Raw genomic sequence first — 26,226 nt, forward strand, 5'->3', positions numbered from 1 at the left:
TGTTTATAGTTCGCTGCATTACGGAGGGGTGGCCGAGTGGCTGAAGGCAACGGTCTTGAAAACCGTCGACGGGAAACCGTTCCAGAGTTCGAATCTCTGCTCCTCCGCCATATTATGAATGACCCCAAGCTCAAAAGGCTTGGGGTTTTTCGTTTATGCTATCCAGTAAATATAGCATCCGCTCCAGATCGGCCAAAGGTAGGGATAGGACGGTATGCAAAATTATTTAGCTATTTGTTCCTCCATCAACAGCTATTTCTGCCCCTGTGAAAAAAGCAGCATCTGAACTGGCTAAAAAGCTGACAACTGCCGCGATCTCGTTGGTTGTTCCATACCGCCCCAAGGATGTCAGATTGCATCAGAATTCGGCATTGGGACCGTTAACCGGGTTCATATCCGTGTTGATTGGCCCCGGAGATATCTGATTTACCGTGATAGATACCTTTAGAGCCCAAGCCCTTTCGTGAGCCCTATGATGGCTGACTTGCTCATTGCATATAACGTCAACCCGCCCCCCGGAACATGACGGCCAACACAACTCCCAATATTTATCAGCCACGCCGTAAAACCCCGTCCTTCTGAACTGCAGCTTGAGAATTGTGCACAAAAGTTATGATGACCTCGGCACCATCGCAGGCTAGATGCCGGGCAATATCAGCGCCTATCCCCCTGTTTCCCTCCGTGACCAATGCAACTTAGACATAATGAAGCGGCCTTCCGTTCGCAGTACGCATTACGCGTGAAACCATGGCGGGGTTCATCGCGACGCCAACCAGAACGATCCCCACCAACGCCAGAGCGGCTATCAGTTTACTGTCTGCGAACAAGGCAAATAACACCAGGTTTTGAACAAGTAGTTTGGGGAGTAACGGAACCAGAAACGCTGTTAATCGCTAATTTAAATAGCTAGTTATTTTAAAATCATCTCACTTCTCTTTGTTAAATGCTCTTAGCTGGAGTGATGCGGCCAGAGAAGATGGTTCGCAGCATGAAGAAATAACAACTACGATATTGTATGAGATGAGACCACGTGCTTGCTCATCGGCTCCTGACTCCTTATCCGTCCTGCATACGCAGCCCTCCAAGCGCTGTAAGGGGGCGTTCAACGTCTGGCTAGCGTCATATTGATGATATTGTGGGGTAACTTCATGACTAACGGAAAGAAAAACAAAATCGTACCCGATGCCAGTCTTTCAAAAGAAAAGAACCCCAAGCGCATATCAGGCAACCGTGTGCCACAAGGAAAAGGCACGGCAAAAATACCGGAAAAAAAATATCAGCAAGAGCTCAGGTTGTTACACGAAGAACTTGTCCATTTACAAAGCTGGGTGATTGCCAAGGGGCTGAAAGTTTGCATCGTGTTTGAGGGGCGCGATGGGGCTGGCAAGGGCGGTACGATAAAAGCACTGACCGAAAGAGTCAGTCCACGAGTGTTCCGTGTTGTTGCCCTTCCTGCCCCAACCGAACGTGAAAAAACCCAAATGTACCTGCAACGCTACATGCCTTACATGCCAGCAGCAGGAGAGGTAGTTATCTTCGATCGTAGTTGGTACAACCGGGCTGGCGTCGAGCGAGTTATGGGTTTTTGTACGCAAGAGCAGACGCATCAATTTTTGGAGACGGTTCCGATGGTGGAACGATTAATGGTGGAGTCTGGCATAATTCTAATCAAATACTGGCTGGATGTAAGCCCAAAGGAACAAGAACGTCGATTGCGTGCACGTATTGATGATGGCCGCAAGACATGGAAGCTTTCAGAGATAGATATCCGTTCTTTCGAACTCTGGGACGACTATTCCCGAGCCAGGGACGACATGTTTGCTGCCACAGACAGCCTTTGGGCTCCTTGGTTTGTTGCTAATTCAGAAGACAAGAAGCGGGTTCGACTCAATGTTATCCACCACTTTTTGCAGCATATTCCCTACAAGCGGTTGCCGAAAAAGAAGATTAAACTGCCTAAACGAAAAATCGGGAAATATCATTCACCAGACTATCCTTTGAAACATATTCCTGAGATTTATTGAACAAAGGAACCATTATAATTCATGACGATCTGCTGTTTAAAAACGCATGGCGTTTTTATCCATTGAGTGCCAAAAACTGACGGCAAAAACGATGAGCCTGTAAAATAAGAGGGCTGACGGATAGTGACGGAATATGGCTGATATAATGGGGATTGTTATGAAATGATACTGGTTATCCTAACCGCAGCAGGCGAACCATTTGATGACTTTCCCACACTTTTTATGCCCTCTGATCACGTCCTGCAAAAATCCTCGTACACACCAGCCAGACAAAAATCGTCCGAACCACAAAGGTTGCTATAAAGCTGCAGATGCCGCTTGCCATCAGGCTGTTCGCTGAATCGCTGCAATAATAATCCCCCTTAAAGAACACAATTGGATCCCTCAAGTAATCGTGATTGGCACTCGTTTATAGGGCCGTACACTGTATAACCAGGTGATGTTGTTTCATGTTTGTGAATAAAAAGTAACAACTAACCCTCTGGACGCTAACTTTTCCTGGTCATTAACGCTACCGGGTATCAAAGGATGATATATGTCTTGCGAAAACATCGGCATTTCCCCGGCAGAAGCCGCAGGGGAACGGACTTTTGCACCCGTCAAATCACTGACTTTTCTTGAAGGGGTCGCAATGATAGTCGGCACTAATATCGGTGCAGGCGTGCTTTCTATCGCGTACGCTTCCAGTAAAGCGGGTTATTTACCTTTGCTATTCTGGTTGGTACTGGTTGGCTGTATAACCACCATCACTATGCTGTATGTCGCTGAATCTACCCTTCGTACCCGAGAACATCTGCAGCTAAGTGGCTTGGCACGGCGCTATGTCGGTGGTTTTGCTTCATGGGTCATGTTCGCTTCAGTATGTGTCAATAGTGTCGGCGCGCTTACTGCTTACATGTCAGGTAGCGGCAAATTATTGCAATCCCTGCTCGGCATTTCACCTGCGCTCGGCAGCCTGCTGTTTTTTATCCCGGCGGCGTTGGTTCTGTATCTCGGCTTGAAGGCCATTGGCCGTGGCGAAAAGTTTATCAGTATCGGCATGGTTGTCATGCTGAGTGCTCTGGTTCTCGCGACGCTATTGAAAGAGACCACCCAGATGCGCAACCTGCTTGACGGTGATTGGCTCTTTATGGTGCCCGTGTTCAGTGTGGTGGTGTTCTGCTTCTCTGCCCAATATATTGTGCCTGAGATGGCGCGTGGTTTTGCGGATAAACCAGAACAGCTTCCCAAGGCCATTATTGTCGGGATGGTAACGACTTTTGTGCTGTTGGCAGTGGTGCCGATGTCGGTGATCGCGCTCAGTGGGCTGGGTAATATTTCTGATGTGGCGACGATCTCGTGGGGGCAGGCGCTTGGCCAATGGGCTTTCTTCTCTGCCAATATCTTTGCGCTATGTGCCATGCTGACATCCTACTGGGGACTGGGTGGCAGCTTTGTGAGCAATATTTTCGATAAGTTCAGGTTGGGGGACGACGAACGGCCGTTGCGCCGCTTAGGTGTATTGATGGTGGTCGTTTTGCCACCGTTCGCGCTGGCCTACAGTGGTCTGGTTTCATTCGTCAATGCGTTGTATTTCGCTGGTGTATTCAGTGGAGTGATCTTGTCGATCATGCCGATATTGATTTTGCGAGGTGCTCGCAAACATGGCGACCGGGTGCCGCTCTGGCAATGTAACTGGATCACGCATCCGCTGTTGCAGGTCAGTATTGTACTGCTGTATCTGGGAAGTGCGGTCTATGCGATTGCGTCACTGTTTGGTTATTTGCCGGCTGGTTGGTGATTGTTGCCAGGCTAGTGGCGACGATTGCTGCTATGGTTAACTTTGCCATGTTCGGCCAGGATGATAGATAAAACAGACGAGGTACAAGATGGAAGAACAAGCGGAAAAAAGTAATCCTCAGCGTGATGCCTTTTTGGATGAGAGAACCTTCAAGTCGCGAACGATCCTGCTGTTTGGGCAAATCAACGACACGGTGGCCTACAATGTCGTCAAGCAACTGGTGGCGCTGTCCGATGAGTCCTCCGCGCCAATTAATTTCCTGATTTGCTCACCTGGCGGTCATGTAGAGTCGGGTGATGTGATCCACGATGCCATCCGCTTTATTAGTGCTCCAGTGAATATGATCGGCAGCGGTTGGGTAGGGAGCGCCGCGGTTAATGTGTTCTTATCGGTGCCCAAAGAACGCCGCTTCTGCTTGACCAATACCCGTTTTCTGATCCACCAGCCTAGCGGCGGTATTGGTGGTCAGGCTACCGATGTGGCGCTTCAGGCCAGAGAAATTATCCGCATACGGGAAAGAATCGCTACCTTGATCGCCAAGGAAACCGGGCAGAAACTGGAAAAGGTCTTGAACGACATTGACCGCGATTTTTGGATGCCAGTGGCAGAAGCGATCGACTATGGCCTGGTATCAAAAGCCATTGTCAGTGAAAAAGAAATAATCTAATCACGGTGTAATAACCCGCCGCAGCGTCAATTCCCCAACCCTCCCCACTGGCGATTTTATACAGCCCCATTACCCGCTCGCTACGCGGGTTGTGGGCGCTGTTTAATGGCCTAAGCGTCGAACAACGAGAGGCCCAAAGTGGCGGTTTGTGACCCGAATCACTGCCCCGTGTAAGCGCGCCGAGTGTTTTCTTTTAATTCTGCATGTTAAGCACATGATAACAAAACGTTATTCAATAGATGGCAGTAAAACACTGTGCTAGGATGATTAATCATCACCTCTGGCACCGACGCCAACTTGAAAAGGATATGAGCATGCCTTTGAATAATAAGAATATTTTTGTAGCTATCGCCGCCGCCTTATTTGCAGTAAGCAGTTACGCCGCTACGCCGAAATCGGTGGCGATCCTGTCTATCGTTGACCATCCGGCATTGGATGCCACCCGTGATGGGGTGATTGATGAGCTAAAGGCTGCGGGGTATGACAAGGATAAGGTCAAGATCCAGTTCCAGAGCGCGCAGGGAAATACGGCCACCGCTGGGCAGATTGCGCGTAAATTTATCGGTGACAAGCCTGATGCGATAGTGGCTATTTCAACGCCTGCGGCTCAGTCAGTGGTGGCGGCCACCAAGACTATTCCGGTGGTGTTTACTACGGTAACCGATCCGGTGGCGGCCAAGCTGGTCAGCAGTTGGCAGCCGAGTGGTACCAACGTTACCGGCGTTTCAGACAGCGTCGCCATCGGCCCGCAGGTCGATCTGATCTTGCAGGTTAAACCCGAGGCCAAGCGTGTCGGCATGGTCTACAGCCCAGGGGAAGTCAACTCGACGGTGGTGGTCAAAGAGCTGAAAGATGAGCTGACCAAACGCGGAATGACGCTGGTTGAGGTTCCTGCCGCACGTACCATCGATGTGGCCCCGGCGGCCAAAAGCCTGGTGGGTAAAGTCGATGTGATCTACACCAATACCGATAACAACGTTATCTCCACCTACGAGTCGCTGGTCGGCATTGCCAATCAGGCTAAAATCCCGTTGATCGCCGGTGACAATAGCGTTGCCAAACGTGGCGCGGCTGCGGCGTTGGGGATGAGCTATTACGATCTGGGCCGTCAGACCGGTAAAATTGTCGTCCGTCTGTTAGAGGGCGAGAAGCCAGGCGCCATAGCTCCTGAGGTAGGTAACAAGCTCAGCCTGAGCGTGAACCCTGCCGCCGCCCAGAAGCAGGGGGTCACTCTGCCAGCGGAGCTGGTGCAATCAGCACAAGAAGTCATCAAGTAACGATCTGCGTTGAATGATGGTTTACATCGGGTGTGAATGGCCTGCCGCAGGTGGCGGGCCAAGATGTTTTATGAGGTACGCATGTCGTTAATTTCCCTGATGGGCGCTTTGGAGATCGGCCTGATCTTTGCGCTGGTCGCGTTGGGCGTATTGATCTCCTTTCGCTTGCTTAATTTTCCAGATCTGACGGCCGATGGCAGCTTCCCTTTAGGGGGCGCGGTTGCTGCGGTGATGATTGTCAGCGGTTATAACCCCTGGCTGGCGTGTTTGCTGGCGGCTATCGCGGGTGCCGGTGCTGGCTGTTTGACGGCCTGGCTGCACGTGCGGCTCGGTATTTTGCAACTGCTAGCCAGCATTTTGGTGATGATTGCCCTGTATTCCATCAACCTGCGCATTATGGGGGCGCCAAATCTGGCTCTGATTGGCTTACCCAGCGTTTTCACTCCTTTCATCAGCCAGGTTGAAGATAACGCCTGGCTGATCCAGCCGCTATTACTGCTGGTGGTGGTCGTCGTCGTCAAACTGGCGCTCGACGCGTTCCTGACCTCCGAGGTGGGCCTTGCGCTGCGGGCAACCGGAGCGAATCCGCGCATGGCGCGCGCTCAGGGGATTGCGACCAGTCGGCTGACGGTGATCGGCATGGCGGTATCCAATGCGCTGATAGCACTGGCGGGGGCGCTGTATGTACAAACTCAGGGGGGCGCCGATATCTCCATGGGGATCGGCACCATCGTCGTCGGGCTGGCGGCGGTGATCATCGGTGAGACACTGTTGCCTGCCCGTAGCCTGTTCCTGATCACTATGGCGACCCTGTTAGGGGCATTGCTGTATCGCCTGATGATCGCGCTGGCCCTGAATGCAGACTTTATCGGCTTGCAGGCGCAGGATCTGAATCTGATCACCGCGCTACTGGTTACGTTGGCGCTGGTCCTGCCGAAGTTGAAACAAAAATTGAAAAGCAAACGGGGGAGGCAGCCATCATGATGCGTGCCGAACAGCTGTTTAAAACCTTTAACCCCGGGACTCCGCTGGAAAACCCGGTATTACGTGGCCTGTCTTTGAACATTGAGGCAGGGCAGTTTGTGACGGTCATTGGCAGTAATGGGGCAGGGAAATCTACGCTGCTCAATGCGGTCAGCGGTGATATTACCCCCGATCGCGGCCAGCTGTTTATTGGCGAACAGGACGTTACCCTGATGCCCGCCTGGCGTCGAGCCGGTATGGTCGCCCGCGTATTCCAGGATCCACTGGCGGGGACCTGTGAGGGGCTGAGCATTGAGGAGAATCTGGCCCTGGCTCTGCAACGCGGTCAAATTCGAGGATTTCAGCGAGCGGTCAAGAGCAAGCAGCGGCAACTGTTCCGCGATAAGTTGGCCACGTTGGAACTGGGGCTGGAGAATCGTCTAGGGGATCACATGGGGCTGCTGTCTGGCGGGCAGCGTCAGGCGGTCAGCCTGTTGATGGCTTCGCTGCAGCCTTCTCGTCTGCTCTTGCTGGATGAACATACCGCCGCGCTCGATCCTAAAACGGCAGCCTTTGTACTGGCGCTGACCGACCGTATTGTCGCCGAGCAGCAACTGACCGTACTGATGGTGACGCATTCGATGCGCCAGGCTCTGGATCATGGACATCGAACCGTGATGTTGCACCAGGGGCGGGTGGTGCTGGATGTTATCGGGGAACAACGGGCGAATATGCAGGTCACCGACCTGCTGGCGATGTTTGAGAAAACACGTGGCGAAAAGCTGGATGATGATGGGCTGCTGTTGAGCTGAGCCAGTCACTACGAAGGGGCGCGGCATATGCTGCGCCCTACAATGATAACCAGGTGTATTGATCTGCGGTTAATTCAGCTTGGCTTTGGAAAAATCACTGCCCATCAAGCTGACGCTATAACCACTGACGTTGCTGCGCGTGGCATAGAAGGTTTTGCCATTCGCCAGCGCAATCCACGGCGCCTGCTGGTAGAAGATTTCCTGCGCCTGGCCATAGAGTTTCGCACGCTCGGCAGGGATGCTAGTCAACCTGGCTTGCTGTACCAGGCTATCATAGGCTTTATCGCACCAACGTGCGGCATTGGACCCCGTTTTGATACTGTTGCAACCCAGCAGCACTTCGGCAAAGTTATCCGGATCGCCATTATCGGACATCCAACCAAACAGCGCGGTGTCATGCTCGCCCTTACGCATACCGGCGAGATATTCCCCCCACTCGTAAGAGACAATTTTCGCCTTCACGCCGACCTTTTCCCAGTCGCTTTGCAGCATTTCCGCAATACGTTTGGAGTTCGGGTTATACGGCCGCTGAACCGGCATCGACCACAGTGTGATCTCAAAACCTTTTTCCAGCCCGGCCTGTTTCAGCAACGCCTTGGCTTTTTGCGGATCGTAGCCGTAATCCTTCAGGTCTTTATCAAAGCCCAGCATATTTGGCGGCAGCGGCGATTTTGCCACCGTGGCAGAACCTAAAAACACCGCATCAACAATCGCTTTTTTGTCGGTGGCATAGTTCAGGGCTTGGCGCACCAGCACGTTATCCAGCGGTTTTTTCTCGGTGTTAAACGCCAGATAGCCGACGTTCAGCGCATCCACCTTATGCAGAGTCAGATCTTTGTTTTGGTTGATTTCGTCAAACTGTACTGGTGCCGGTGCTGGGATAATCTGGCATTCGTTGGTCTGGAGTTTTGCCAGGCGTGTCTGTACGTTCGGCGTAATGGAGAAGATCAGATGCTTGGTTGGCACCTCACCATCCCAATAATTGGGGTTGGCCGCATAGCGGATCAGTGAATCGACTTTATACTGCTGCAAAACGTAAGGTCCGGTGCCGATTGGCCAGGTATCCACGTATTCTGGCGTGCCTTTTTTCAGCATAGCATCGGCGTATTCGGCAGACAGAATCGACGCAAAGTCCATCCCCCAGTCGGCCAGAAACGCGGCATTCGGTTCGCTCAGAACAAACTGAACGTGGTAATCGTCCAGCTTTTTCACTTCCTTAATCAGCTTATCCAGACCAACGTCGTGGAAATATTCGTAGTTGCCCTGCGAAACCTTATGGTATGGATGATTTGGGTCTTTCTGGCGTAACACCGAGAACACCACGTCATCAGCATTAAAATCGCGGGTCGGTTTGAAGTTTTTGTTGCTGTTGAATTTCACCCCTTGGCGCAGGGTAAAGGTATAGATTTTGCCGTCCGGGGAGATTTTCCATTCGGTTGCCAATGACGGCGTTGGCGTGTTGTTAACCGGATCGAAATTGATTAAACGGTTATACAGTACCTGCGAACTGGCAACAAAAGTCGGGCCAGAACTGGCAATCTGCGGGTTGAACGACTCCGGTGACGCCTCGGAGCAATAAATCAACGTATCGTTGGCTGCCGCCATGGCAGCGCTTGCCGGTAAGAAGGTGCTCAGCGCGAGCGCGAGCAGCGTTTTCCCTATAGACATGGTCATCGCCTTGTTTGGCTTTATTATGAGATATCAATCTCAGCACGGACGGAGAACGCAGGCAAATAACCAATTGCTCTCAGGTTATGCCAAAACTGAGATTTTTGTTGATTTATTAGTCACTTCCTTGCGTTAGACGGCTTTAAAGAATCGGGTCTTCCTTGAATGCTTACATAACCAGATTGATTTTTAAATCAGGGGAATAGTGTTACGAACCCCATAGAGGAACATGGGAATAAATTGACGGCGTGGCATCGATTGCGCCTGACGGGCAATGTTGTAAACAGTAAATCACTGCAGGTTGAGGGGGTATTATAACGGTATGTTAATAATATCGTAATGAGCGTTTTTAAGAATGACCGCATGAGAAACCAATGTAAATCTGATCGAGAAAAATATCACAATGCAATACATTGAATCAATCAGGCTGGCTGAGTGGAGTAGCAACCTTAAGTTTATTGAAATACCTTAAGATACCACTTGGTTTTTGAGTTCCTATCGGTTATTTTAAGTCGATAATGTTAACAGTGGAAGGGGGGGCAAGCGGTTTTTGCTCTTTCAGTGAGCTCACTTACAAGGATAATATTGATGAACCATGCATTTGTTACTGGTGCAACGGGGCTTCTCGGAAATAACCTGGTGCGTGCATTACTGAAAAGAGGGATTAAGGTAACAGCATTGGTACGTAGCGCAGAAAAAGGTAGGGAACAGTTCGCTGATCTGCCAGTGTCATTTATTGAAGGGGATTTATGTCACCCCGAGAGTTATCTGGCTTCTTTGCAAGAATGTGACTGCTTGTTTCACACTGCGGCCTATTTTCGCGATAGTTTCAAGGGTGGGAAACATTGGCAAGAATTGTATGACACTAATGTCAAGGGCACTGCCGATCTGCTACAACTAGCTTGGGAGGCCGGTATCCGTCGTATGGTGCATACATCCTCAATTGCCGTACTTCAGGGGGAAAAGAATCAACAGATCGATGAAAGTATGTCGCGCGCTAACACAGACCAGGATGACTATTATCGCAGTAAGATATTAAGCGAAGATGTGGTCAGAGAATTCTTGGAAAAACATCCGCAGATGTTTGCCTGCTTCGTTCTTCCTGGCTGGATGTTTGGCCCCGGCGATATTGGCCCGACGGCTTCGGGGCAGTTTGTCATCGACTATATGCACCAGCGGCTTCCTGGCGTGTTACCGGCCAGTTTTAGCGTGGTGGATGCGCGTGACGTTGCGGAGCATGAGATCATGGCAATGGAACGTGGTCGCCGTGGTGAGCGTTATCTGGCTGCCGGTCGGCATATGACGATGGGGGATTTGATGGGGGAACTGGCCAAGGTCAGCAATATCCCCGCGCCATCCAAACCGATCCCGCTATTTATGCTGCGCCTGTTGGCTCAGGGCTATGAGGTTTATCACCGACTGACCAAAAAACCGGTACTACTAAGTAAATCCAGCGTTGAATTGATGGCACGGGAATATCTGCGTACCCACTTTAGCCATAACAAGAGTCATCAAGAGCTGGGTTGCCACTTCCGTCCAATGGATGAAACACTGAGTGACGTACTGAAATGGTATCGACAACACGGCTTTCTGCCACCCACTGATTAATTGAACGTTTTTGATGGTCTTTGGATGACATAAATATAGGGAGGTAGGATGAATTCTGCGAATGCTAATGAGGGTTTTCTACATCGTTTTTTAGAGGTTACAAGGCAATTTCCAAAAACGCTGGCAATAAATGATATTGATAACAATGAGCAACTGAGTTACCAACAGCTGAAGGAATTAGCAGAGCAGCGTAAAAATACCTTCCGTGCCGCTGGCGTAAAACCCGGCACCAAGGTGGCGCTGCTCTTGCCTAACAGTATTGAGTTCGTGGCCTGTTATTTAGCGCTGGTCAGTCAACAGGCACTGCCTATTATTATTAATAACAAACTTACCCGTTGGGAAATCGGTCGTTTGTTGGATAGAGGGCAGCCTGATTTTATTATTACTCAACCAGCGTTTTACCTCGAGCAAAGGGCACTGCTGGCACCGCCGCAGAACTCTTGGCAAATATTGCTGTGTGGCGAAACGCAATCGTTCCCTCAGCAGGATGGCTTAAAGTATCTTGGGGACCCGCTGGATATCCCGCCGGAACCGCTCAATGCGCCGCAGGATAACCCGATTGTGTCGCTGCAATTCACCTGGCGCGGCTTGGGACGCCCCTTCCCGGTGGCGCACAGCTATCTGGAAATGACCCATTCTACCGATGGTTTACATGAGAATTTTTACCCGCAGGGAGTGGGCAGTGTCCATCTGGTTACTCTTCCACTGTACGCGATTTTTGGCCTGTCTGTGATGCTGGTCTTTCCTCTCAGCGTCGGGGCCACGCTGTTAATCACCAACAGCTTGCTCAACCGCGATCTCGCCGAGGTACTGGCCCGCTATCAAGTCACTTTTGCCTGCCTGGTGCCTGATGTGATCCGTTACTTTAATGCCCGGCTGGCAAAACGTAAATCGCTGCCGAGCGGCCTGCATCCGCAACTGATGATCTATTCCGGCGGAGGCCACTTGCCAGCCAGCGATGCTGAGAAATTGAGCAAACTGCTCGGTTGCGGTCCGGTGCTTCAAGGTTATGGCTTAACAGAGAGCCTGCCGGTGTTGGTACAAAATACCTTAGGTGAACAACGTCGAGGGGCGATGGGGCAAGCCATCCGTGGAGCAGAAATTTGCGTGCTCGGCCCGAATGGTGAAAAAGTGCAGGATGGACGGATCGGCGAGTTAGTGGTGCGGGGACCAATGCTTGCCGAGGGGTATTATCAGGACGAAGAGGGCAGCAGGCTGTTCTTTAAACAAGGGTGGCTACATACCGGCGATCTGGTGTGGCGGGATGAGCAAGGGCATTTTTTCTTTGTCTGCCAGCGGTTACGTATTTCCAAAATACGCGCGCAAATGATTGACCTACATGAAATTGAGTTGGTGGCTTTACGTCATCCACAGGTAAAGCGGGCACGAGCGTGGGTGACGCCCGATAAACATGAGGCCAACGTGCTCTCTCTAAGTATTGAATTAGCCCACGGGCAACTGGTTCAGAATGAGTTGCTGGCTTTTATGGGGAACTATTTATCCGGTTTCAAAATACCGCGCAATATCAAAATTCTGTCGGTACAAGGGGGAGAACATGTCGCATGAAAACCGGTCGCCAGTGCTGGCGGTATTTGACTTCGATGGCACCTTAACCAACCGCCATACCTTTTGGCGTTATATCCGGTTTATTCGCGGCCCCGTCGCTTTTTGGGGAGGGATGTTATTGCTGCTGCCGCGAATTCTGGCGGTATTACTGAAAATAACACCGTTGATGCAAGCTCGGCGCAGCTTTATTCATCGTTTTTTTGCCGGTCTCGCCATTAGCCAAGAGAGTTTATTTGCCCAAAAATATGTCAATGATGAGTTACCGGGTTATCTGCGTCCTCAGGCATTAAGGCGCCTGCGTTGGCATCAGGCACAAGGCCATGTTACCGCTTTGGTGAGCAACTCACCGGAAAACTATCTGCAGCAGTGGGGCCGCTCGGTTAATTTTGACATTATTTGTGGTACTCAACTGGGTACTGATGGGCAAAAAATGAACGGTGAAGTGGTGGGTGAGGATTGTGTTGGTGAAGAAAAGGTTCGACGTCTGCGGCAACAATTGCCAGGGCTGGATAACTACCATATCTATGTTTATGGCGATTCTTCTGGTGACGCCGCATTACTGGCCATTGCCAATGCCCCTTTTTACAGAAATTGGTACTAAATTTTGAAAATCCAACCAAAGCAATTTCCTGACGATCATCAAATCCTGATTGTCGGTGCTGGCCCGATTGGCCTGACTCTGGCTATTCTGCTTAAGCAATATGGTCTCCCCTTTCGGATTATTGAACAAAGTAGTGGTCCTTCTACTGCCACTAAAGCGATGGCGATTCATTCACGAACGCTGGAGATTTTTCGTGAGTTGAGCATTGCCGATCAGGCGGTGAGCCAAGGGTTTGCTATTAGGTTTTTCTCCGTGCAGGCCAATAAGCAGCGCATCATCAGCTATAACTTTTCGTTACTAGAGGCGGCTTGGCCGATGTTGTTGAGCCTGCCGCAACCCGATGCAGAACAATTGATGTTACAACGTTTGGAGGCCTTAGGCGGCCAGGTCGAATGGAATACCAGCCTGGTGGATATCCGGCAGGAGGCGGATGGGGTCAAGGCACTGATCCAGTCCCAGGGTGATGAATGCAGCCAGCGATGGCAGCAATATCGCTGGCTGTGTGCCTGTGATGGCGCTCGTAGTACGGTGCGTAAAAGACTCAATCTGAGTTTTGATGGTGCTCCTTATGACAGCTACTTTATGCTGGCAGATGCCGATATTGATTGGGATGAACGCGGCGATGAAGGTGCCTTTTTCCTCGGTGCAGCGGAAGGTTATGTTGCCGTGGCGCCGCTCAATGAAAATGGCAGATATCGACTGTTTGTGGAGATGCCGTATGCCTTACCGCCAGAGGGGGAACGTCCACGGTTGGATCTTGAGACTTTCCAGCGCCTATGCGATGGGCGTGGACAGAAAATGCGATTGTCCAACCTCTCATCCACGACACAGGCCGCTTTTCAGCATCGTCAGGTGACTCAGTTGCGCCATCGTTCTATTTTCCTGATGGGTGACGCGGCGCATATTGGTAGCCCAATCGGCGGGCAGTGGATGAACCTTGGGCTGTCAGAAGCCTATAACCTTGCATGGAAACTGGCTTGGGTGGCGAAAGGCTATGCCGACGAAAGTCTGCTGGGCAGTTATCACGACGAGCGTTATCCGGTGGCGCAGGAAGCAGAACAAACCGCACACCGCCTGACGCGATTGATCACCCTGCGCAACTGGCCATTGGTCTGGCTGCGCAACAATCTGTTGCCTCTGATCAACAACCGACAGAAAGTGCAGCGCAAACTGCCGTCCATGATTTCAGGTCATCATTACCACTATTGCAACAGCACTTGGGTGCGCGACACCCTGCAAAATAACCAACGTAACGCGTGGCGCAAGAAAGCCAAAAAAACAACCTTGCCGGTGCCCGCGCCGCGCGCCGGACAATTGGCTCCGGATATCTCATTGTGGGTCGCCCCTGGCCAGCAGTCTCTGTGGTTGAGTTCGTTTTTCCGTCAACAATACCTGCTGTTGGTGTTTACCGCTGCTGAAGGTGGATCAGCGCGTGTAGCGGGTTATGTAGCGATGGCGAGAGCTCTCATTGCCGGTTATCAGGGCATTGAGGCACGTTGCGTGATCGATACGCTGAGCTGCGATGATTTTAGCTGCTCTGAACAGCTTATTGCCGATCCCGACTGGCGACTCCATCGTCGATATCATGCCGCGGGCGGTTGCCTGGTGCTGATCCGCCCGGATGGTTATATCGCGTTTCAGGGCAAAGACCCTGATGAGCTCAACGTGTTTATGAAAAAAACGGCTGCGTTTCGTCAGCAGACTGCCAAACCCTTTGCGAAAGAGGCATGCGATGTGGCTGCCTGAATGCGTCAATCCAAAGGGCTTTTTTACTAGCAGTACATCTTGGGACATGTGTTCATGAGAGTTGATAAAAATAAAGTGATGCAGGAGTTTATCTCTGCGAACAGCAAAATTACGCAAAGTTATTTTGCCTTTACTGACAAGGTTCTTGGCCTGGTGAGCCACAGCCCACATCAGCAGCAAATTTTGTTACAGCTACTGACGCAAACGGAAAGTGTGACCCAGAAATTTTTGCAAGCGCATCAGCAATTGCTGATTGAGGGAGGACTACAGTCAGAAATTCATGCATTGCCCGTGGTGGAGGCGATTAGTCCTCCGGGTAGGGAGCTCAGCCTTGAGAGGAGCAGTGATGAAGCGGCTAATGTCGAGCAGTGGTTACGCGAAAAATTAGCACAGATGACTGGCTTTGCTGTATCAGGTATCGATTTTGCCTTGGAGTTCGATCAACTGGGGTTGGATTCGCTCAGCCGTCAGGATTTGCAGGAGGAGCTGGTGCAAAGTTTTCCCCAATTCGCTGCCAATATTAGCCTATTTGAGGTCAATACTCCGGCGCAATTATTGGCTTCCCTAAGCCCGCAACCCGTATCGAACGATGACACCGTATTCTGTGCCGAGCAGGCGGTGCTGGATATCATTGCGCGCCTCACCGGCTTTGCGCCACAGAGTATTGACCTGTCTTTACCCTTTGACGATTTGGGGTTGGATTCACTTGGCCGTTTGGACGTGTTGGAAACCTTGCAACATCGGTATCCAGAAGTTAAGCCGCATACACAGTGGTTAACCAATCTGTCGACCCCGCGTGAGGTGATCACGTTGCTGGAACAAAAATTGTCTGACGACCAGGTTGAAACCTGTGCACCGGGATTGGAGGTATCGTTAACTCAACTGCTGAAAAAATTGGGTAGTGGTCACGATATCAGCAACGAGACCCCATTTGCGCATTACCTGGCGGATGGCTTCACTCAAGGAGCCGTCTGGGAAACCTTGGCACCACAATACAGCGCCTGCCAATTTGCCAATGAGGCATTAATGTCTCGGCGCAATGTCCGTGAAGCAATGGATCTGTTAAACAGGTTGGGGTAATGGGCAATGACTAATGATTCCATTCTATCAGGTGCCGAGAACCCGTCTTATTGCTTTAGCGCCATGGCCGGAGAATTTCCTGGTGCCAACTCTTTCGAGGAACTGTGGGCATTACTAACAAGTGGTGAAACGGCCCCCTTACGGTCGCTGTTACCGCATTGGCAAGTCGATGCCGATGCGGTGTTTGCCGCCAAGCCTGGCACGCGCAACCGAGTGTATCTCGATCAGGCATTTACTCTGAATGAGCCGGCAGGAGAGCCATCACGCCAGATCAACATCGGCCAACGAGTGCTGAGGCAACTGTTCAGCGAACCGGGTATGAACCTTGAGCAACTACCACGTGAACGTATTGGTCTGATCTTGGCAACTTCCTGGAGTGATGAGAGCTATTTCCAGTCGGAACAAGGGGTAGCTGCAGGGGAGCAGGTACGTTTGCTGGCTGACCAACTGCTGCTGGGGGGCCCCGCATTGACGGTGGATACCGCCTGTAGTTCGTTTCCCCATGCGTTAGAAATGGCCCGTGGTCTGATGAGCAGCGGTCAGGCCGAGCGCGTAGTGGTTATGGCGTTCAATACCGTCTTGCCGTTGGGACTTTACCTGGGTTTTTCGCAGTTGACCGCTTTTTCGGCGGATGCCTGCCTGCGTGCATTTGGCGCATCGGCCAACGGGATTGTACCCGCTGAGTGCGCCTGTGCATTCCTACTGGAACCCATCAATCAGGCAGTGGCTGCTGGTCGCCAGCCTCTGGGGATGCTGACAGCCATCGGCCTGTCTTCCGATGGGGCTGAAGGATCGGTATTTTCGCCAGGTCAGCATGCGCAGCTTACGGCTTATCAACGTGCCTGGCAGGGGCTGGATCCTACCAGCTTGGATTATCTGGAAACCCACGGTACTGCAACCCCGCTGGGGGATGCTACCGAACTGGCGTCAGTACAGCAGTTTTTTTTCGCGGCTAACAGTAGCAGACAGCGTCTGACATTGGGGTCGATCAAAGCCACATTGGGGCACTCTCTGGCCGCTGCCGGGGGACCTTCATTAGCAAAAGCCCTCTTGATGTTGCGCCATCAGCATATTCCGGCGCAACCTGCTTATGCGCCCAGCCCCAATTTAGAAAATAATAGCCAGCTCAAACTGGCGACCGCGGCGGTCAGTGGCCCTGCAGATCTGCAGCGGCTGGCTATTTCCTGCTTTGGTTTTGGTGGTGCTAATGCGCATATGATCATTGATCGCGTTGCTGTTGGGCCGCAGCAAAGCACTCTGCCGAAGGGCAACGGCTGCATTACGCTCAATCTGGCCATCGTGGATGCCGAAGCGGCATTGGGAGGGGGATTTAGCCTGGCAGAGTTTCAACAAAAACTGCATCAGCCCGCAGCCAATCGACCTTTCCCCGCTGGGAGATTGGCTAAAAAACCAGCCCTTCGTCCGGCCAATGGGCACTATCTGGCAACGGACCACACCATCGAGACTCACGGTTATGCTATGGGGCCGAAAGCGCTTGATCATATCGATCCCTTTAAGCTGTTGGTGACGGCATTGACCGCGCGGATTATTGGTCGTCATAGTGAGTTGGCCCACAATGCCGGTACCGCCATGATGATGTGCTGCAATATGGGGGGCGAAAGTTACCCTAATGCTTATGCCCGCAGTGAATTCTTTAACGCTAACGGAGACTGCGTTGCACCGAATATAGCGGTGGCCGATGTGGCCACTATGTTGCCTTCCATGCTCTCTGGCTATGCGGCAAAAATTTTCGACTTGCGTGGTTGCCACCAAACTCTGGCCGGGGAGCCGGGATTACTGTGGCAGACGTTGCTGACCTTGCCGCACTGGTTTAATCGTGGCTTAGAGCATGTGCTTTTGGGGGCGGGTCGTTATATCAGTAGTCACAGTGAACTGCGTCATTGTAGCAGTGAGCGGCCACTACAGGGGGAGGGAGCCGGGGTATTGTTACTGAGACCCTGGCAGGCCGGCGATCCAGCCCTGGTAGTTTTACGCTGTGCGGTATTGGCAAGTCATGCCCGCCAACTGAGTGATGCCTGCGGGCTTGCTGGTATCGATCCACAACAAATCAGTCAGACTACGATTTGCGAGCTGGATAGCCTATATCTGGATCGGTCTCAAACGCTTCATCGGAGTAGTGGCTGGCTGGCCGAGGCCAGTGGCATTGAGCACCTGCTTAAACAAGCGCTGGTTTTGCAACAGATCGGGGTTATTGAGGTTCGCCGTCAAGGCCAACCTTGGCTATGGATATTTAGCGAACGAGTACAGCCTTGGTCAGAACCGCAGGAGCCTGAACCAGCTCGATTGCCCTATACCTTGCGTTTTGCCCACCCTGAAGCGTCGCCTGTGCCATTGGTCACGCCGACCATGAATGAAGTCGTGGTGCAGACGCCGCTGGTGGCGCTGAGTGAGCAAGTTACCGATACCGTGCTAGTGGCGCTGCGTACTCGGAGCCTGATCATGCAACAATTGATCAATATGCCAAGCCACAGTGTGACAACCGTCAACCACCTCATTAGTGATGTACAGCAACTTGTCGATGGTTGGCAGGCCACATTGCAGATTAATGAGCTGCATCCTTACTTCTTTGATCATCCGCTGGATCATGTACCGGGTATCTTGTTGATCGCCGGGGGATTGCAACTGGCCGAACAGGCAAATATCAACAACAACGGCCTATTTATCAGCGATCTGCACGTACGTTTTATGCGTTATGTTGATAAAACCGTGCCCATCAGCCTACGGCTTGAGCACCAGCAAGCCGGAGATTGGTTGCTCACCATCAGGCAAGGTGGCCAGATCGCCTGCCGCATTCAGCTTGCTCTGAGTGCCATTTCACATTACTTGTCTGCAGGTGTTCTGCAGGCGGTAGCACCCTGCCGCCGGGCTGACCTGTTGCATAAACATCGTGCGGATAACGTGTTGGTTAGCGAATTGTTCGACGAGCAGGGGAAGTATGCGGTGCAGACTGTGCCGTTGCCAGATGGGCATTTCTTCACCGATGGTGATGTGAAGCAGCTGTCAATGGTCTATTTCCTTGAGATAGCCCGCCAGTGTTACATGCAGATTGCTCATGATGTGCTGCAAATCCCTCTGGGAGTACCGATGAATCTGGTGACGTTGCATTTGTCTCTCAATGCTCCCATCCCCCGTCAACGCACCTTAAACGTAATGGCAGATAAACAGCCGCTATTAGCAGGAAATTTAGGCCGAACCAATACCATCAACCTGATACTGCAGGCGGATCGGCAACGGTTAGGGGAGGCGAGGATCGTGGCACAAGTGCTGGAAAAGCATGATGTTACTGACCCGCAGTTGGCCTTAAAGGAAAGTAGAAATGGATAAGTTAACGTTTACTGTCGATGTGGCTGCCCCTGCGGCGGTGATTTGGGAGATTTGGTCCGATTTAGAAGTATCGACAGAGTGGGATACTGATGTGGTTAGTTGTCAGTTAAAAGGCTCGTTTGCGCCCGGTACCCAAGGGGTTTGCAAGTTAAAAAACGGCCTGCAAATGACTATCGTACTAGAAGAAATGACCATCGGGCAGCAATGGAGTAACTCTGCCCGGTTGTTGGGAGCAAACCTGCGTTTTGATCATTGGCTGGAAGAACTCTCCCCCCAGCGGTGTCGGGTGACACATCAGGCTAATGTAAGCCTGGTTCGCCCCTGGTTATGGAGAACAATAGTGCGGGCGTTGCTACGCCCGGCGTTGATAAAATCACTGAATAATCTGGCACAGCTAGCCGTTCAACGAGCCAAACAGATCCAGCATATATAGCCAATAATGTATTTACCCGACGCGGTCATTCCCTCGTCACAGGATCCTTACCCGTAAATTATCCAAGGAAGATGATAAAGAATGAAGAAAAGACTTACGTTGTTGCTGGCTGTATTGAGTGGTTGGAGTGTAGCGCAGGCGGCAGAAACCGGCCCCTACGTTGGCATTCAGGGAGGATCCAATTGGGCTGCCCCTCAGTATCTGACGCAGCAACAGCTCGATTTTGTGCGGATGAATTTTAAAAATCCGACCAGTGGCGGCTATGTTTATGGAGCGGCCGCGGGGTGGCGTTTTTTCTCAGGGTTATGCAGCGAACTGGCAGTCAATTATCGGAAGAATAGCTTGAATAGCTTCAGTAAACGCTATTATGAAGGCGGTAGCAGTTCTCGCGGCCAAGGCAGTGAGGCTTTTTTCGGTGCTTTTGCCAACGTCTGGTATGATATGCCACTCAGGGCGAAAATAACCGATAGTGTCCAGGTCGTTCCGTATATCGGGGGCGGTATCGGCTATGGCCGCTTGACCATCAAAGGGTTGGCGGCTAACGGTGTACCCTTTGGGCAGGCACATAATGATGATGTTGGTGCCTGGCAATTGGGGGCAGGGATCCTTACGAGGATCACCGATGCTTACAGCATTTCGCTCAACTATCGTTATATGCGATCCGCTGCTGCCAACTATGGCCTGATCGAAGGTTTGCCACCGCAGGATGTCATCACCCACTATCAGGCTCAGTCGGCTATGGTGGGATTCTATCATTATTTCTGATCTGAAACAGAGCCACCGAAAGGTGGTTCTATTGTCATTTACTATCAATGCGTTATAATCCTCTGCCCCTATCTTAATAAACAGCTATCTGCATTAATCTAACCGAACTCCTATCCAATTATATTGTAAATAACGTGAGCCAAAAAAGTGTTTTATTTTTTAGGAGTCTGAAAGCTCAATGAAAAAACGTCTGAATCGTGAAGAAAGCCAACAGGCTACTCGGGAAAAATTGTTAACTACCGCTACTGAGTTGATCGTTTCCCATGGGGTTCATGCCAACAGTATCAATACCATTGCTGAAGAAGCAGGCTTCTCTAAAGGGGCGTTTTTTTCCAATTTTTCCAGCAAAAACGAACTGCTCCTTGACGTTATGCTACGTTTTAAACAGCGTGAAATTAATGGACTAAAGCAGGTGCTTAACAACGAGCTGAGCGATGCTCAACTTAGTCAGGCACTCGCTGAGTATATTGACGGCTTAAAAAATAACCGTGATTGCGCCATTATGGATGTGGAGTTGCAATTGCTTGCGTTACGCGATCGGGAATTTGCTGACAGCTATTTGGTTTTACATCATCAGAATTCAGTGATGCTTGGTGATTTAATCGCCATTATCTTTCAGCATGCCGGTAAAGACGTACCACAAGCCCCCGAGCAGTTGGCCACCATGTTCATCGCCATGATTGAAGGACTGATTTTGCAACAGCATGAAGACCCCGGTAGCCAGGTCGCTCTGGTGCTCAATGCGTTGATACAGACCTCTCCGCCACTGACCCGGCCAAAGTAACTGTCATCGGTTGGCGTTGAACGGGCTTGGCTGTGGGGTATCCCGGTGTGCCCCACCGATTTCAACGCTGATGGAGCAAATTAAGGCGATAGCCCGCCAGTACGGCGACCAACACCATAAATAGATGCCCTTCGGCGGAATCCAGCAGGAACGAATTGAACAGGTGGCAGGCCAGATAACTCCCTAGCACGGCAACCAGCAGGTTGCGGCAGGCTGCCGGTTGCCGCCAGGCCGCTCGGAAGCAGCACCACATCCAACCCAAAAACAGCGCCAGCCCCAGCAAGCCATTTTGTACCGTTTCCAGCAGATACTCATTGTGTGGGTTATGCACCCCGTAACCGGTCTGCGCGTTGCCATACCAGAAGCTCCCGGCCCCGTTGCCCAGCAGCGGAGACTGTTTTATCAGGCGCAGTGATTCGCGGGCAAAAGCGGTGCGCTGTCCCATCGAGTTGTCGCATGCCTGATAGGCAAGTTCAGCCGGGGCCACCACGCAATTACGCACTTCAGTAAAACCGAGCGTCAGCCGCTCCGTCGCTCTATTGGGGATAAAAATCAGCATAATGGCCAGCAGCGAGCCACTGGCTAGTACGCCCAGCCGCTGCCAACGGGGCAATGTCAGCAGCAACCAAAGCCCCACGCCGACCAATAGCGCCACATAGCCAGTACGCCCCTGTACCATCAGCAATACGTTCGCCGTTGCCAGTAGAACCAATGCCCCATAGCCCCAACGCAGCACGCCTGATTGCACAAAAGCCCGGGACAACCATATCAACGCAGCAAACGCCATAAACACGTTCTGGGTTATCTGCAGTTTAAACACCGTCGGATTCTGAGGGTCGAGGCCACCCAGCGTCACATGGCCGATGCTCGCCGCCAGGCTGATCGCCAGTATCACGGCATTGGCCAGCAGAAATCCGTTGATAAACCGGGTGATAAGCCTGGAGTCGATGAGGAAGAACAGCGCCAGCGGCAGCACATACAGCAGCTTTTGATACTTGCCGACCATCTTCGGGCCGTACTCGTGGTGCTCTGTCAGTAACGAGGCGGCCAGCAGTGCAAACATCAATGCGGGCAGCCACACCAGCGGTTGCCTGAGCAAAGGCATCAGATGGCGAAAGTCACGCTGCCACAGCAGACATATCGCCGCCAACACTAACGAAGCATTCATCAGCGCATTGGAAGTCGGGAGGGACAAGCCGAGCAAAAATGCCGTGAAGCCAAACAGCCGAAAGCGGGTGGGGGAAAGCAATGATACAGAACACAGGTTGGTGGATGGCATGTGATGGCTCAAATCAGGGTTAATTCAGCACGGAGTCATTTACCGTGCGGGAAGTTGGGATTTCCAGGCGGGTAAGCTGGTGGTTGATGGCTCGGATAACCTCACTGGCGGGAATAGCGTCCAGATAACGTTCCGGGGTAGCGGTGTCCACCTCGTCGGGTTGCGGTAGCGAACGATAGTTGCCTGCCCATAACAGGATGTGCGGAGCTTGCCAGGGCGACCACTGTTGCAGATTACTGGGGCCGAACAGCACGACCGAAGGCGTCTGCAAGGCGGCGGCCATATGCATCGCTACCGAATCCACCCCGATAAACAGCTTTGCCCGATCGATCAAGACAGCCAGTTCTGGCAGATCCAGGCGACCAGCCAGATTAACCACCCGTTGTGGCATGGCGCAGTGAGCCAAAATGGTAGCTATCATGGCAATCTCATCGGCGGAGCGTCCCCCGGTTAGCAACACGGTTTCTCCGCTGGCGGTGAGAGAATCGATAACCCGTGTGAATCCCGCCACTGACCAGGTTTTGAACGCCCAGCGCGCGGTAGGCTGGATTAGCACAAAATCCGTCAGGTGATGATGCTGGCTGAGGCGGTCAATCTCATCGACATCGCGCTGCCGGTAAGCCTGGGTCACCTTGGTCACCAAGGTGGGTAAGGCTAACGGGGTTAGAATAGCGAGATTATTGAGCACGGTGTGCCGCTGGTCGTGCCCATCCAACGGCACCAACAACGAATGGCAAGTCTGCCACAGCCGGTTATTACGCTTGGGATAAGCAAACCCCAGGCTGAACGTCGGTTTCAGAAAGCGGCAATACAGCGCCGCCCGCCACTGGTCGGACAGATTGATCACCAGGTCGTAGTGGCCGGTGTTGAGGCTGTTCCACAGGGCTTGCTCACCGCGATACTGTGCCTTGCAGCCCTGCCGTTTTAGGTTGCGATCGACGGTATAGGCCAGATAGACATCCCGATTGCCCGCCAGCATCGCCTCGGTGCCGTCATACACCAGCACGTCAATCAGGGTATTGGGGTAATTGGCGCGTAGCGTACTGAGCAACGGGGTGGTCAGCAAAACGTCACCAAAGTGACGCAGCTTGATAACCAGGATGCGCTGTACCCGATCGCGGTGCAGTAGTCCGTTGGGCAAGCGGCGGTCAGGTAACACGGCCTTGCCAGCACTCATCGCGAACGTCATATTTGCTGATGTATCCCAGAGATCGATAAAAGGCGATCTTATCGGTAGCGGCAGGACAAAGATAATTGGTTGTACAGATCAATCAGATCAGACCGATCGTTGAAAACGATCAATCCTTGACAAACTAAGGGGGTATTGTGCGGGCTTGTTAGCCATGGGAAAACTTGCCTGTTAGGAATTTTAGTATGGCAGCCGTGGGCGGAAGTGTGGGGATAAATAGCGGGTGGAGAGAGAGGCGTGGAAAGCCGAACCTCATCCTTGAGGTTCGACCTTACAAGTTAGCCCGCAGCGGCCTCGCGGAGGCGCTGTTTGATCTTGCTGTACTCCTGCTGAACATAGTGTTCCGCCTGCCCTTGATCCTTAATCGGCTCAATTTGCACGGCGCAGTATTTGTATTCCGGCGTTTTGGTTATCGGGCTGAGGTTTTCTGCCACCAGTTCGTTACAGGCACCGATCCACCATTGGTAAGTCATGTAGATCGCACCTAGGTTAGGGCGTTCGCTGACGTTGGCACGGGTAATCACCTTGCCCTGACGAGAGCGTACCCACACCAATGCCTGATCCTCAATCCCCAGCCGGGCGGCGTCTGCCGAGTTGACCTGCACATAACCCGGTTCATCGGCCAACGCGACCAATGCCTTACAGTTGCCGGTCATCGAACGGCAGGAGTAATGGCCCACTTCGCGCACCGTCGACAGCACGAACGGGAACTCGTCGCTGAGCTGATCGATCGGCGGAGCCCATTCACAGGAAAAGAACTCCGCTTTGCCACCGGGCCGAGAGAATTCCCCGCCTTCGTACAGATAAGGGGTACCCGGGTGATCCAACGTTGGGCAAGGCCACTGAATGTAAGCCAGGTCTGCCATCTTCTCGTAGGTAGCGCCGTAATAGATCGGGCACAGCTCGCGCAGTTCGTCCCAGATTTCCTGCGTGTTGTTGTAGTGCATCGGGTAACCCATGGCCGTCGACATCAGGCTGATGATCTGCCAGTCCGTCTTCACATCGCCCACCGGCTCCACCGCTTTATAGAAGCGTTGGAAGCCACGGTCTGCCGCGGTATACACTCCTTCATGCTCGCCCCAGGAGGTTGCCGGGAAAATAACGTCGGCAATCGCAGCGGTTTTGGTCATGAAGATATCCTGCACGATCAGCAGATCCAGCTTCTCAAAGGTTCTACGGATGGTGGCTAAATCCGGCTCGGTTTGCAGCGGATCTTCCCCCATGATGTAGTGCGCTTTGAGTTTGCCATGATCGATATTGTGCGGTACTTCGCTCAATGCATAGCCGATCTCGGCTGGCATCGCGTCGATCCCCCAGGCGCTGGCAAACCTTTCCCGTGCCTCGGCATCCGTTACCTGGAAATAGCCGGGCAGGGTGTTTGGCAACGCACCCATATCACAGGCACCCTGAACGTTGTTCTGCCCGCGCACTGGGTTAACCCCGACGTTCGGTTTGCCCAGGTTACCGGTCAGCATTGCCAGGCTGGTCAGCGCACGCACGGTTTCCACGCCCTGATAGAACTGGGTGACGCCCATGCCCCATAGGATGGTTGCCGTTGGCGCGCTGGCATACATGCGTGCCGTTTCACGGATTTGCTGGGCGGTAAGGCCCGTAATTTTCTCAACCGACTCCGGTGGGTAGCCCGCCACGATGGAGCGATACTCATCGAACTGCTCGGTATGCTGTTCAACAAACGCCTGATCGTATAGGTTCTCCTCAATCATCACATGAGCGAGCGCGTTGATCAGCGCGATGTTGGAACCGTTTTTCAACGGCAAATGGATATCCGCAATACGCGCTGTTTCGATATAGCGTGGATCGCAAACAATGACCTTGGCTCCTTTCTGCTTCGCCTTGAGAATGCGGCGGGCGACAATAGGATGCGAGTCTGCGGCGTTATAGCCGAAGACAAAAATACACTGGGTATCCTCAATCTCGCAGATTGAGTTACTCATGGCGCCGTTACCGACCGATCGCTGCAGACCTGCAACCGAGGGGCCGTGTCAGACGCGTGCGCAACAGTCGATATTGTTGGTACCGACGGTGGCGCGAGCAAATTTTTGCATCACATAGTTGGCTTCGTTACCTGGCCCGCGCGAAGAACCGGTGGTCATAATCGCATTCGGGCCGTATTTCTCTTTAACGGCCAGCAGGCGCGAACTGGCGAACTCAATGGCTTCTTCCCAGGACACCGATTCCAGTTTGCCACCTCGTTCCCGGCGGATCATCGGCGTTTTCAGCCGTGGCGTCAGGATCTTGGTATCGTGAACGAAATCCCAGCCGTAATACCCTTTCAGGCACAGCTCGCCCTGATTGGTCACGCCGTTAGCGCCTTCGGCCTTAACGATCCTGCCGTTGTCGACTATCAGGTTGATTTTGCAACCTGAAGCGCAATAAGGGCAGACCGTGATGACTGTTTTCATTTCCAGCACTCCTTGTTTAAACCTGTTCGACATTGCTCAACACGCCACTGGACTTGAAAATCGCCTCGGTGACGAAAAATGTGTCTCGCTTATTTGAAGCATAAATTGTGCCATGCTGACTTGATGTGGATTAACGACTCGCCTGTATTGTCATCGTCCAAAATACCCAAGTTGCTGTGGCTGATGGTGTTACAGGCGGGGATCATGCAGAACGCC

At 52.2% G+C, this 26,226-nt stretch carries 20 protein-coding genes and 1 tRNA gene; 16 read left to right on the forward strand and 5 right to left on the reverse strand.

Annotated elements, in window-relative coordinates; all coding sequences use genetic code 11:
• The first annotated feature begins 22 nt into the window (after positions 1 to 22).
• A tRNA-Ser gene (locus tag ACLQ7H_RS19595) sits at positions 23 to 110 on the forward strand.
• Between the two features lie 116 nt (positions 111 to 226).
• Here the strand turns inward: ACLQ7H_RS19595 and ACLQ7H_RS19600 are convergent.
• Positions 227 to 343 carry an SDR family oxidoreductase gene (locus ACLQ7H_RS19600; protein ID WP_411754108.1) on the reverse strand — a complete coding sequence of 39 codons (117 nt, stop codon included), beginning with the start codon at positions 341 to 343 and terminating at the stop codon, positions 227 to 229.
• An 805-nt stretch (positions 344 to 1,148) separates the two neighbouring features.
• Here ACLQ7H_RS19600 and ppk2 point away from each other — a divergent pair.
• From ppk2 to ACLQ7H_RS19630, 6 genes are all read left to right on the forward strand, one after another.
• Positions 1,149 to 2,024: a polyphosphate kinase 2 gene (gene ppk2 / locus ACLQ7H_RS19605; protein ID WP_411754109.1), complete on the forward strand. Its 876-nt coding sequence runs from the start codon at positions 1,149 to 1,151 to the stop codon at positions 2,022 to 2,024.
• Between the two features lie 535 nt (positions 2,025 to 2,559).
• Positions 2,560 to 3,804, forward strand: a complete 1,245-nt coding sequence (locus ACLQ7H_RS19610) for an aromatic amino acid transport family protein (RefSeq protein WP_411754110.1) — start codon at positions 2,560 to 2,562, stop codon at positions 3,802 to 3,804.
• A 67-nt stretch (positions 3,805 to 3,871) separates the two neighbouring features.
• On the forward strand, positions 3,872 to 4,471 hold the full coding sequence (locus ACLQ7H_RS19615; protein ID WP_411754133.1) for an ATP-dependent Clp protease proteolytic subunit: 600 nt from the start codon (positions 3,872 to 3,874) through the stop codon (positions 4,469 to 4,471).
• A 314-nt stretch (positions 4,472 to 4,785) separates the two neighbouring features.
• Positions 4,786 to 5,748, forward strand: a complete 963-nt coding sequence (locus tag ACLQ7H_RS19620) for an ABC transporter substrate-binding protein (RefSeq protein ID WP_411754111.1) — start codon at positions 4,786 to 4,788, stop codon at positions 5,746 to 5,748.
• An 81-nt stretch (positions 5,749 to 5,829) separates the two neighbouring features.
• Entirely contained in the window at positions 5,830 to 6,732 is a 903-nt protein-coding gene (locus tag ACLQ7H_RS19625) for an ABC transporter permease (RefSeq protein WP_021178435.1), read from the forward strand.
• Positions 6,729 to 7,523: an ABC transporter ATP-binding protein gene (locus ACLQ7H_RS19630; RefSeq protein ID WP_411754112.1), complete on the forward strand. Its 795-nt coding sequence runs from the start codon at positions 6,729 to 6,731 to the stop codon at positions 7,521 to 7,523. The genes ACLQ7H_RS19625 and ACLQ7H_RS19630 overlap by 4 nt, the downstream gene beginning before the upstream one ends.
• Positions 7,524 to 7,592: 69 nt before the next feature.
• Here ACLQ7H_RS19630 and ACLQ7H_RS19635 read toward each other — a convergent pair whose 3' ends face one another.
• Positions 7,593 to 9,191, reverse strand: a complete 1,599-nt coding sequence (locus tag ACLQ7H_RS19635; RefSeq protein ID WP_411754113.1) for an ABC transporter substrate-binding protein — start codon at positions 9,189 to 9,191, stop codon at positions 7,593 to 7,595.
• A gap of 588 nt (positions 9,192 to 9,779) precedes the next feature.
• Between ACLQ7H_RS19635 and ACLQ7H_RS19640 the strand changes: the two genes are divergently transcribed.
• From ACLQ7H_RS19640 to ACLQ7H_RS19680, 9 genes are all read left to right on the forward strand, one after another.
• Complete coding sequence (locus ACLQ7H_RS19640; protein ID WP_411754114.1) at positions 9,780 to 10,799, forward strand: SDR family oxidoreductase; 1,020 nt, start codon at positions 9,780 to 9,782, stop codon at positions 10,797 to 10,799.
• A 48-nt stretch (positions 10,800 to 10,847) separates the two neighbouring features.
• On the forward strand, positions 10,848 to 12,365 hold the full coding sequence (locus tag ACLQ7H_RS19645; protein WP_411754115.1) for a class I adenylate-forming enzyme family protein: 1,518 nt from the start codon (positions 10,848 to 10,850) through the stop codon (positions 12,363 to 12,365).
• Positions 12,355 to 12,966 (forward strand): HAD-IB family hydrolase, encoded by a 612-nt coding sequence (locus ACLQ7H_RS19650; RefSeq protein WP_411754116.1) that lies wholly within the window; start codon positions 12,355 to 12,357, stop codon positions 12,964 to 12,966. Before ACLQ7H_RS19645 ends, ACLQ7H_RS19650 begins: the two co-directional genes overlap by 11 nt.
• Positions 12,967 to 12,969: 3 nt before the next feature.
• The gene (locus ACLQ7H_RS19655) at positions 12,970 to 14,712 is read left to right on the forward strand and encodes an FAD-dependent monooxygenase (RefSeq protein ID WP_411754117.1); all 1,743 of its coding nucleotides are present in this window, start codon (positions 12,970 to 12,972) and stop codon (positions 14,710 to 14,712) included.
• Positions 14,713 to 14,766: 54 nt separating this feature from the next.
• On the forward strand, positions 14,767 to 15,792 hold the full coding sequence (locus tag ACLQ7H_RS19660) for a phosphopantetheine-binding protein (protein ID WP_411754118.1): 1,026 nt from the start codon (positions 14,767 to 14,769) through the stop codon (positions 15,790 to 15,792).
• A gap of 6 nt (positions 15,793 to 15,798) precedes the next feature.
• Positions 15,799 to 19,137 (forward strand): beta-ketoacyl synthase N-terminal-like domain-containing protein, encoded by a 3,339-nt coding sequence (locus tag ACLQ7H_RS19665; RefSeq protein WP_411754119.1) that lies wholly within the window; start codon positions 15,799 to 15,801, stop codon positions 19,135 to 19,137.
• On the forward strand, positions 19,130 to 19,570 hold the full coding sequence (locus ACLQ7H_RS19670; RefSeq protein ID WP_411754120.1) for an SRPBCC family protein: 441 nt from the start codon (positions 19,130 to 19,132) through the stop codon (positions 19,568 to 19,570). Before ACLQ7H_RS19665 ends, ACLQ7H_RS19670 begins: the two co-directional genes overlap by 8 nt.
• Positions 19,571 to 19,651: 81 nt before the next feature.
• Positions 19,652 to 20,335, forward strand: a complete 684-nt coding sequence (locus tag ACLQ7H_RS19675) for an outer membrane beta-barrel protein (protein WP_411754121.1) — start codon at positions 19,652 to 19,654, stop codon at positions 20,333 to 20,335.
• Between the two features lie 178 nt (positions 20,336 to 20,513).
• Complete coding sequence (locus ACLQ7H_RS19680; RefSeq protein WP_411754122.1) at positions 20,514 to 21,119, forward strand: TetR/AcrR family transcriptional regulator; 606 nt, start codon at positions 20,514 to 20,516, stop codon at positions 21,117 to 21,119.
• A gap of 61 nt (positions 21,120 to 21,180) precedes the next feature.
• Here ACLQ7H_RS19680 and ACLQ7H_RS19685 read toward each other — a convergent pair whose 3' ends face one another.
• The 3 genes from ACLQ7H_RS19685 to fdhF form a co-directional block, all read right to left on the reverse strand.
• Positions 21,181 to 22,398: an O-antigen ligase family protein gene (locus ACLQ7H_RS19685; RefSeq protein WP_411754123.1), complete on the reverse strand. Its 1,218-nt coding sequence runs from the start codon at positions 22,396 to 22,398 to the stop codon at positions 21,181 to 21,183.
• Positions 22,399 to 22,417: 19 nt separating this feature from the next.
• The gene (gene rfaQ / locus ACLQ7H_RS19690; protein WP_411754124.1) at positions 22,418 to 23,587 is read right to left on the reverse strand and encodes a putative lipopolysaccharide heptosyltransferase III; all 1,170 of its coding nucleotides are present in this window, start codon (positions 23,585 to 23,587) and stop codon (positions 22,418 to 22,420) included.
• Positions 23,588 to 23,865: 278 nt separating this feature from the next.
• Complete coding sequence (fdhF, locus tag ACLQ7H_RS19695; protein WP_411754125.1) at positions 23,866 to 26,010, reverse strand: formate dehydrogenase subunit alpha; 2,145 nt, start codon at positions 26,008 to 26,010, stop codon at positions 23,866 to 23,868.
• Positions 26,011 to 26,226 lie beyond the last annotated feature (216 nt).

The sequence above is a fragment of the Serratia sp. (in: enterobacteria) genome (assembly GCF_046715635.1).
In the GTDB taxonomy this organism is placed as follows: Bacteria; Pseudomonadota; Gammaproteobacteria; order Enterobacterales; family Enterobacteriaceae; genus Chania.

Excerpts from the sequence above, each read along its gene's own strand:
- ACLQ7H_RS19610 (WP_411754110.1), top strand. The coding sequence starts at position 2,560 with ATGTCTTGCGAAAACATCGGCATTTCCCCGGCAGAAGCCGCAGGGGAA.
- ACLQ7H_RS19670 (WP_411754120.1), top strand. The coding sequence starts at position 19,130 with ATGGATAAGTTAACGTTTACTGTCGATGTGGCTGCCCCTGCGGCGGTG.
- ppk2 (WP_411754109.1), top strand. The coding sequence starts at position 1,149 with ATGACTAACGGAAAGAAAAACAAAATCGTACCCGATGCCAGTCTTTCA.
- ACLQ7H_RS19625 (WP_021178435.1), top strand. The coding sequence starts at position 5,830 with ATGTCGTTAATTTCCCTGATGGGCGCTTTGGAGATCGGCCTGATCTTT.
- ACLQ7H_RS19660 (WP_411754118.1), top strand. The coding sequence starts at position 14,767 with ATGAGAGTTGATAAAAATAAAGTGATGCAGGAGTTTATCTCTGCGAAC.
- ACLQ7H_RS19645 (WP_411754115.1), top strand. The coding sequence starts at position 10,848 with ATGAATTCTGCGAATGCTAATGAGGGTTTTCTACATCGTTTTTTAGAG.
- ACLQ7H_RS19650 (WP_411754116.1), top strand. The coding sequence starts at position 12,355 with ATGTCGCATGAAAACCGGTCGCCAGTGCTGGCGGTATTTGACTTCGAT.
- ACLQ7H_RS19640 (WP_411754114.1), top strand. The coding sequence starts at position 9,780 with ATGAACCATGCATTTGTTACTGGTGCAACGGGGCTTCTCGGAAATAAC.
- ACLQ7H_RS19680 (WP_411754122.1), top strand. The coding sequence starts at position 20,514 with ATGAAAAAACGTCTGAATCGTGAAGAAAGCCAACAGGCTACTCGGGAA.
- ACLQ7H_RS19635 (WP_411754113.1), bottom strand. The coding sequence starts at position 9,191 with ATGTCTATAGGGAAAACGCTGCTCGCGCTCGCGCTGAGCACCTTCTTA.
- rfaQ (WP_411754124.1), bottom strand. The coding sequence starts at position 23,587 with ATGACGTTCGCGATGAGTGCTGGCAAGGCCGTGTTACCTGACCGCCGC.
- ACLQ7H_RS19630 (WP_411754112.1), top strand. The coding sequence starts at position 6,729 with ATGATGCGTGCCGAACAGCTGTTTAAAACCTTTAACCCCGGGACTCCG.
- ACLQ7H_RS19665 (WP_411754119.1), top strand. The coding sequence starts at position 15,799 with ATGACTAATGATTCCATTCTATCAGGTGCCGAGAACCCGTCTTATTGC.
- ACLQ7H_RS19685 (WP_411754123.1), bottom strand. The coding sequence starts at position 22,398 with ATGCCATCCACCAACCTGTGTTCTGTATCATTGCTTTCCCCCACCCGC.
- ACLQ7H_RS19675 (WP_411754121.1), top strand. The coding sequence starts at position 19,652 with ATGAAGAAAAGACTTACGTTGTTGCTGGCTGTATTGAGTGGTTGGAGT.
- ACLQ7H_RS19620 (WP_411754111.1), top strand. The coding sequence starts at position 4,786 with ATGCCTTTGAATAATAAGAATATTTTTGTAGCTATCGCCGCCGCCTTA.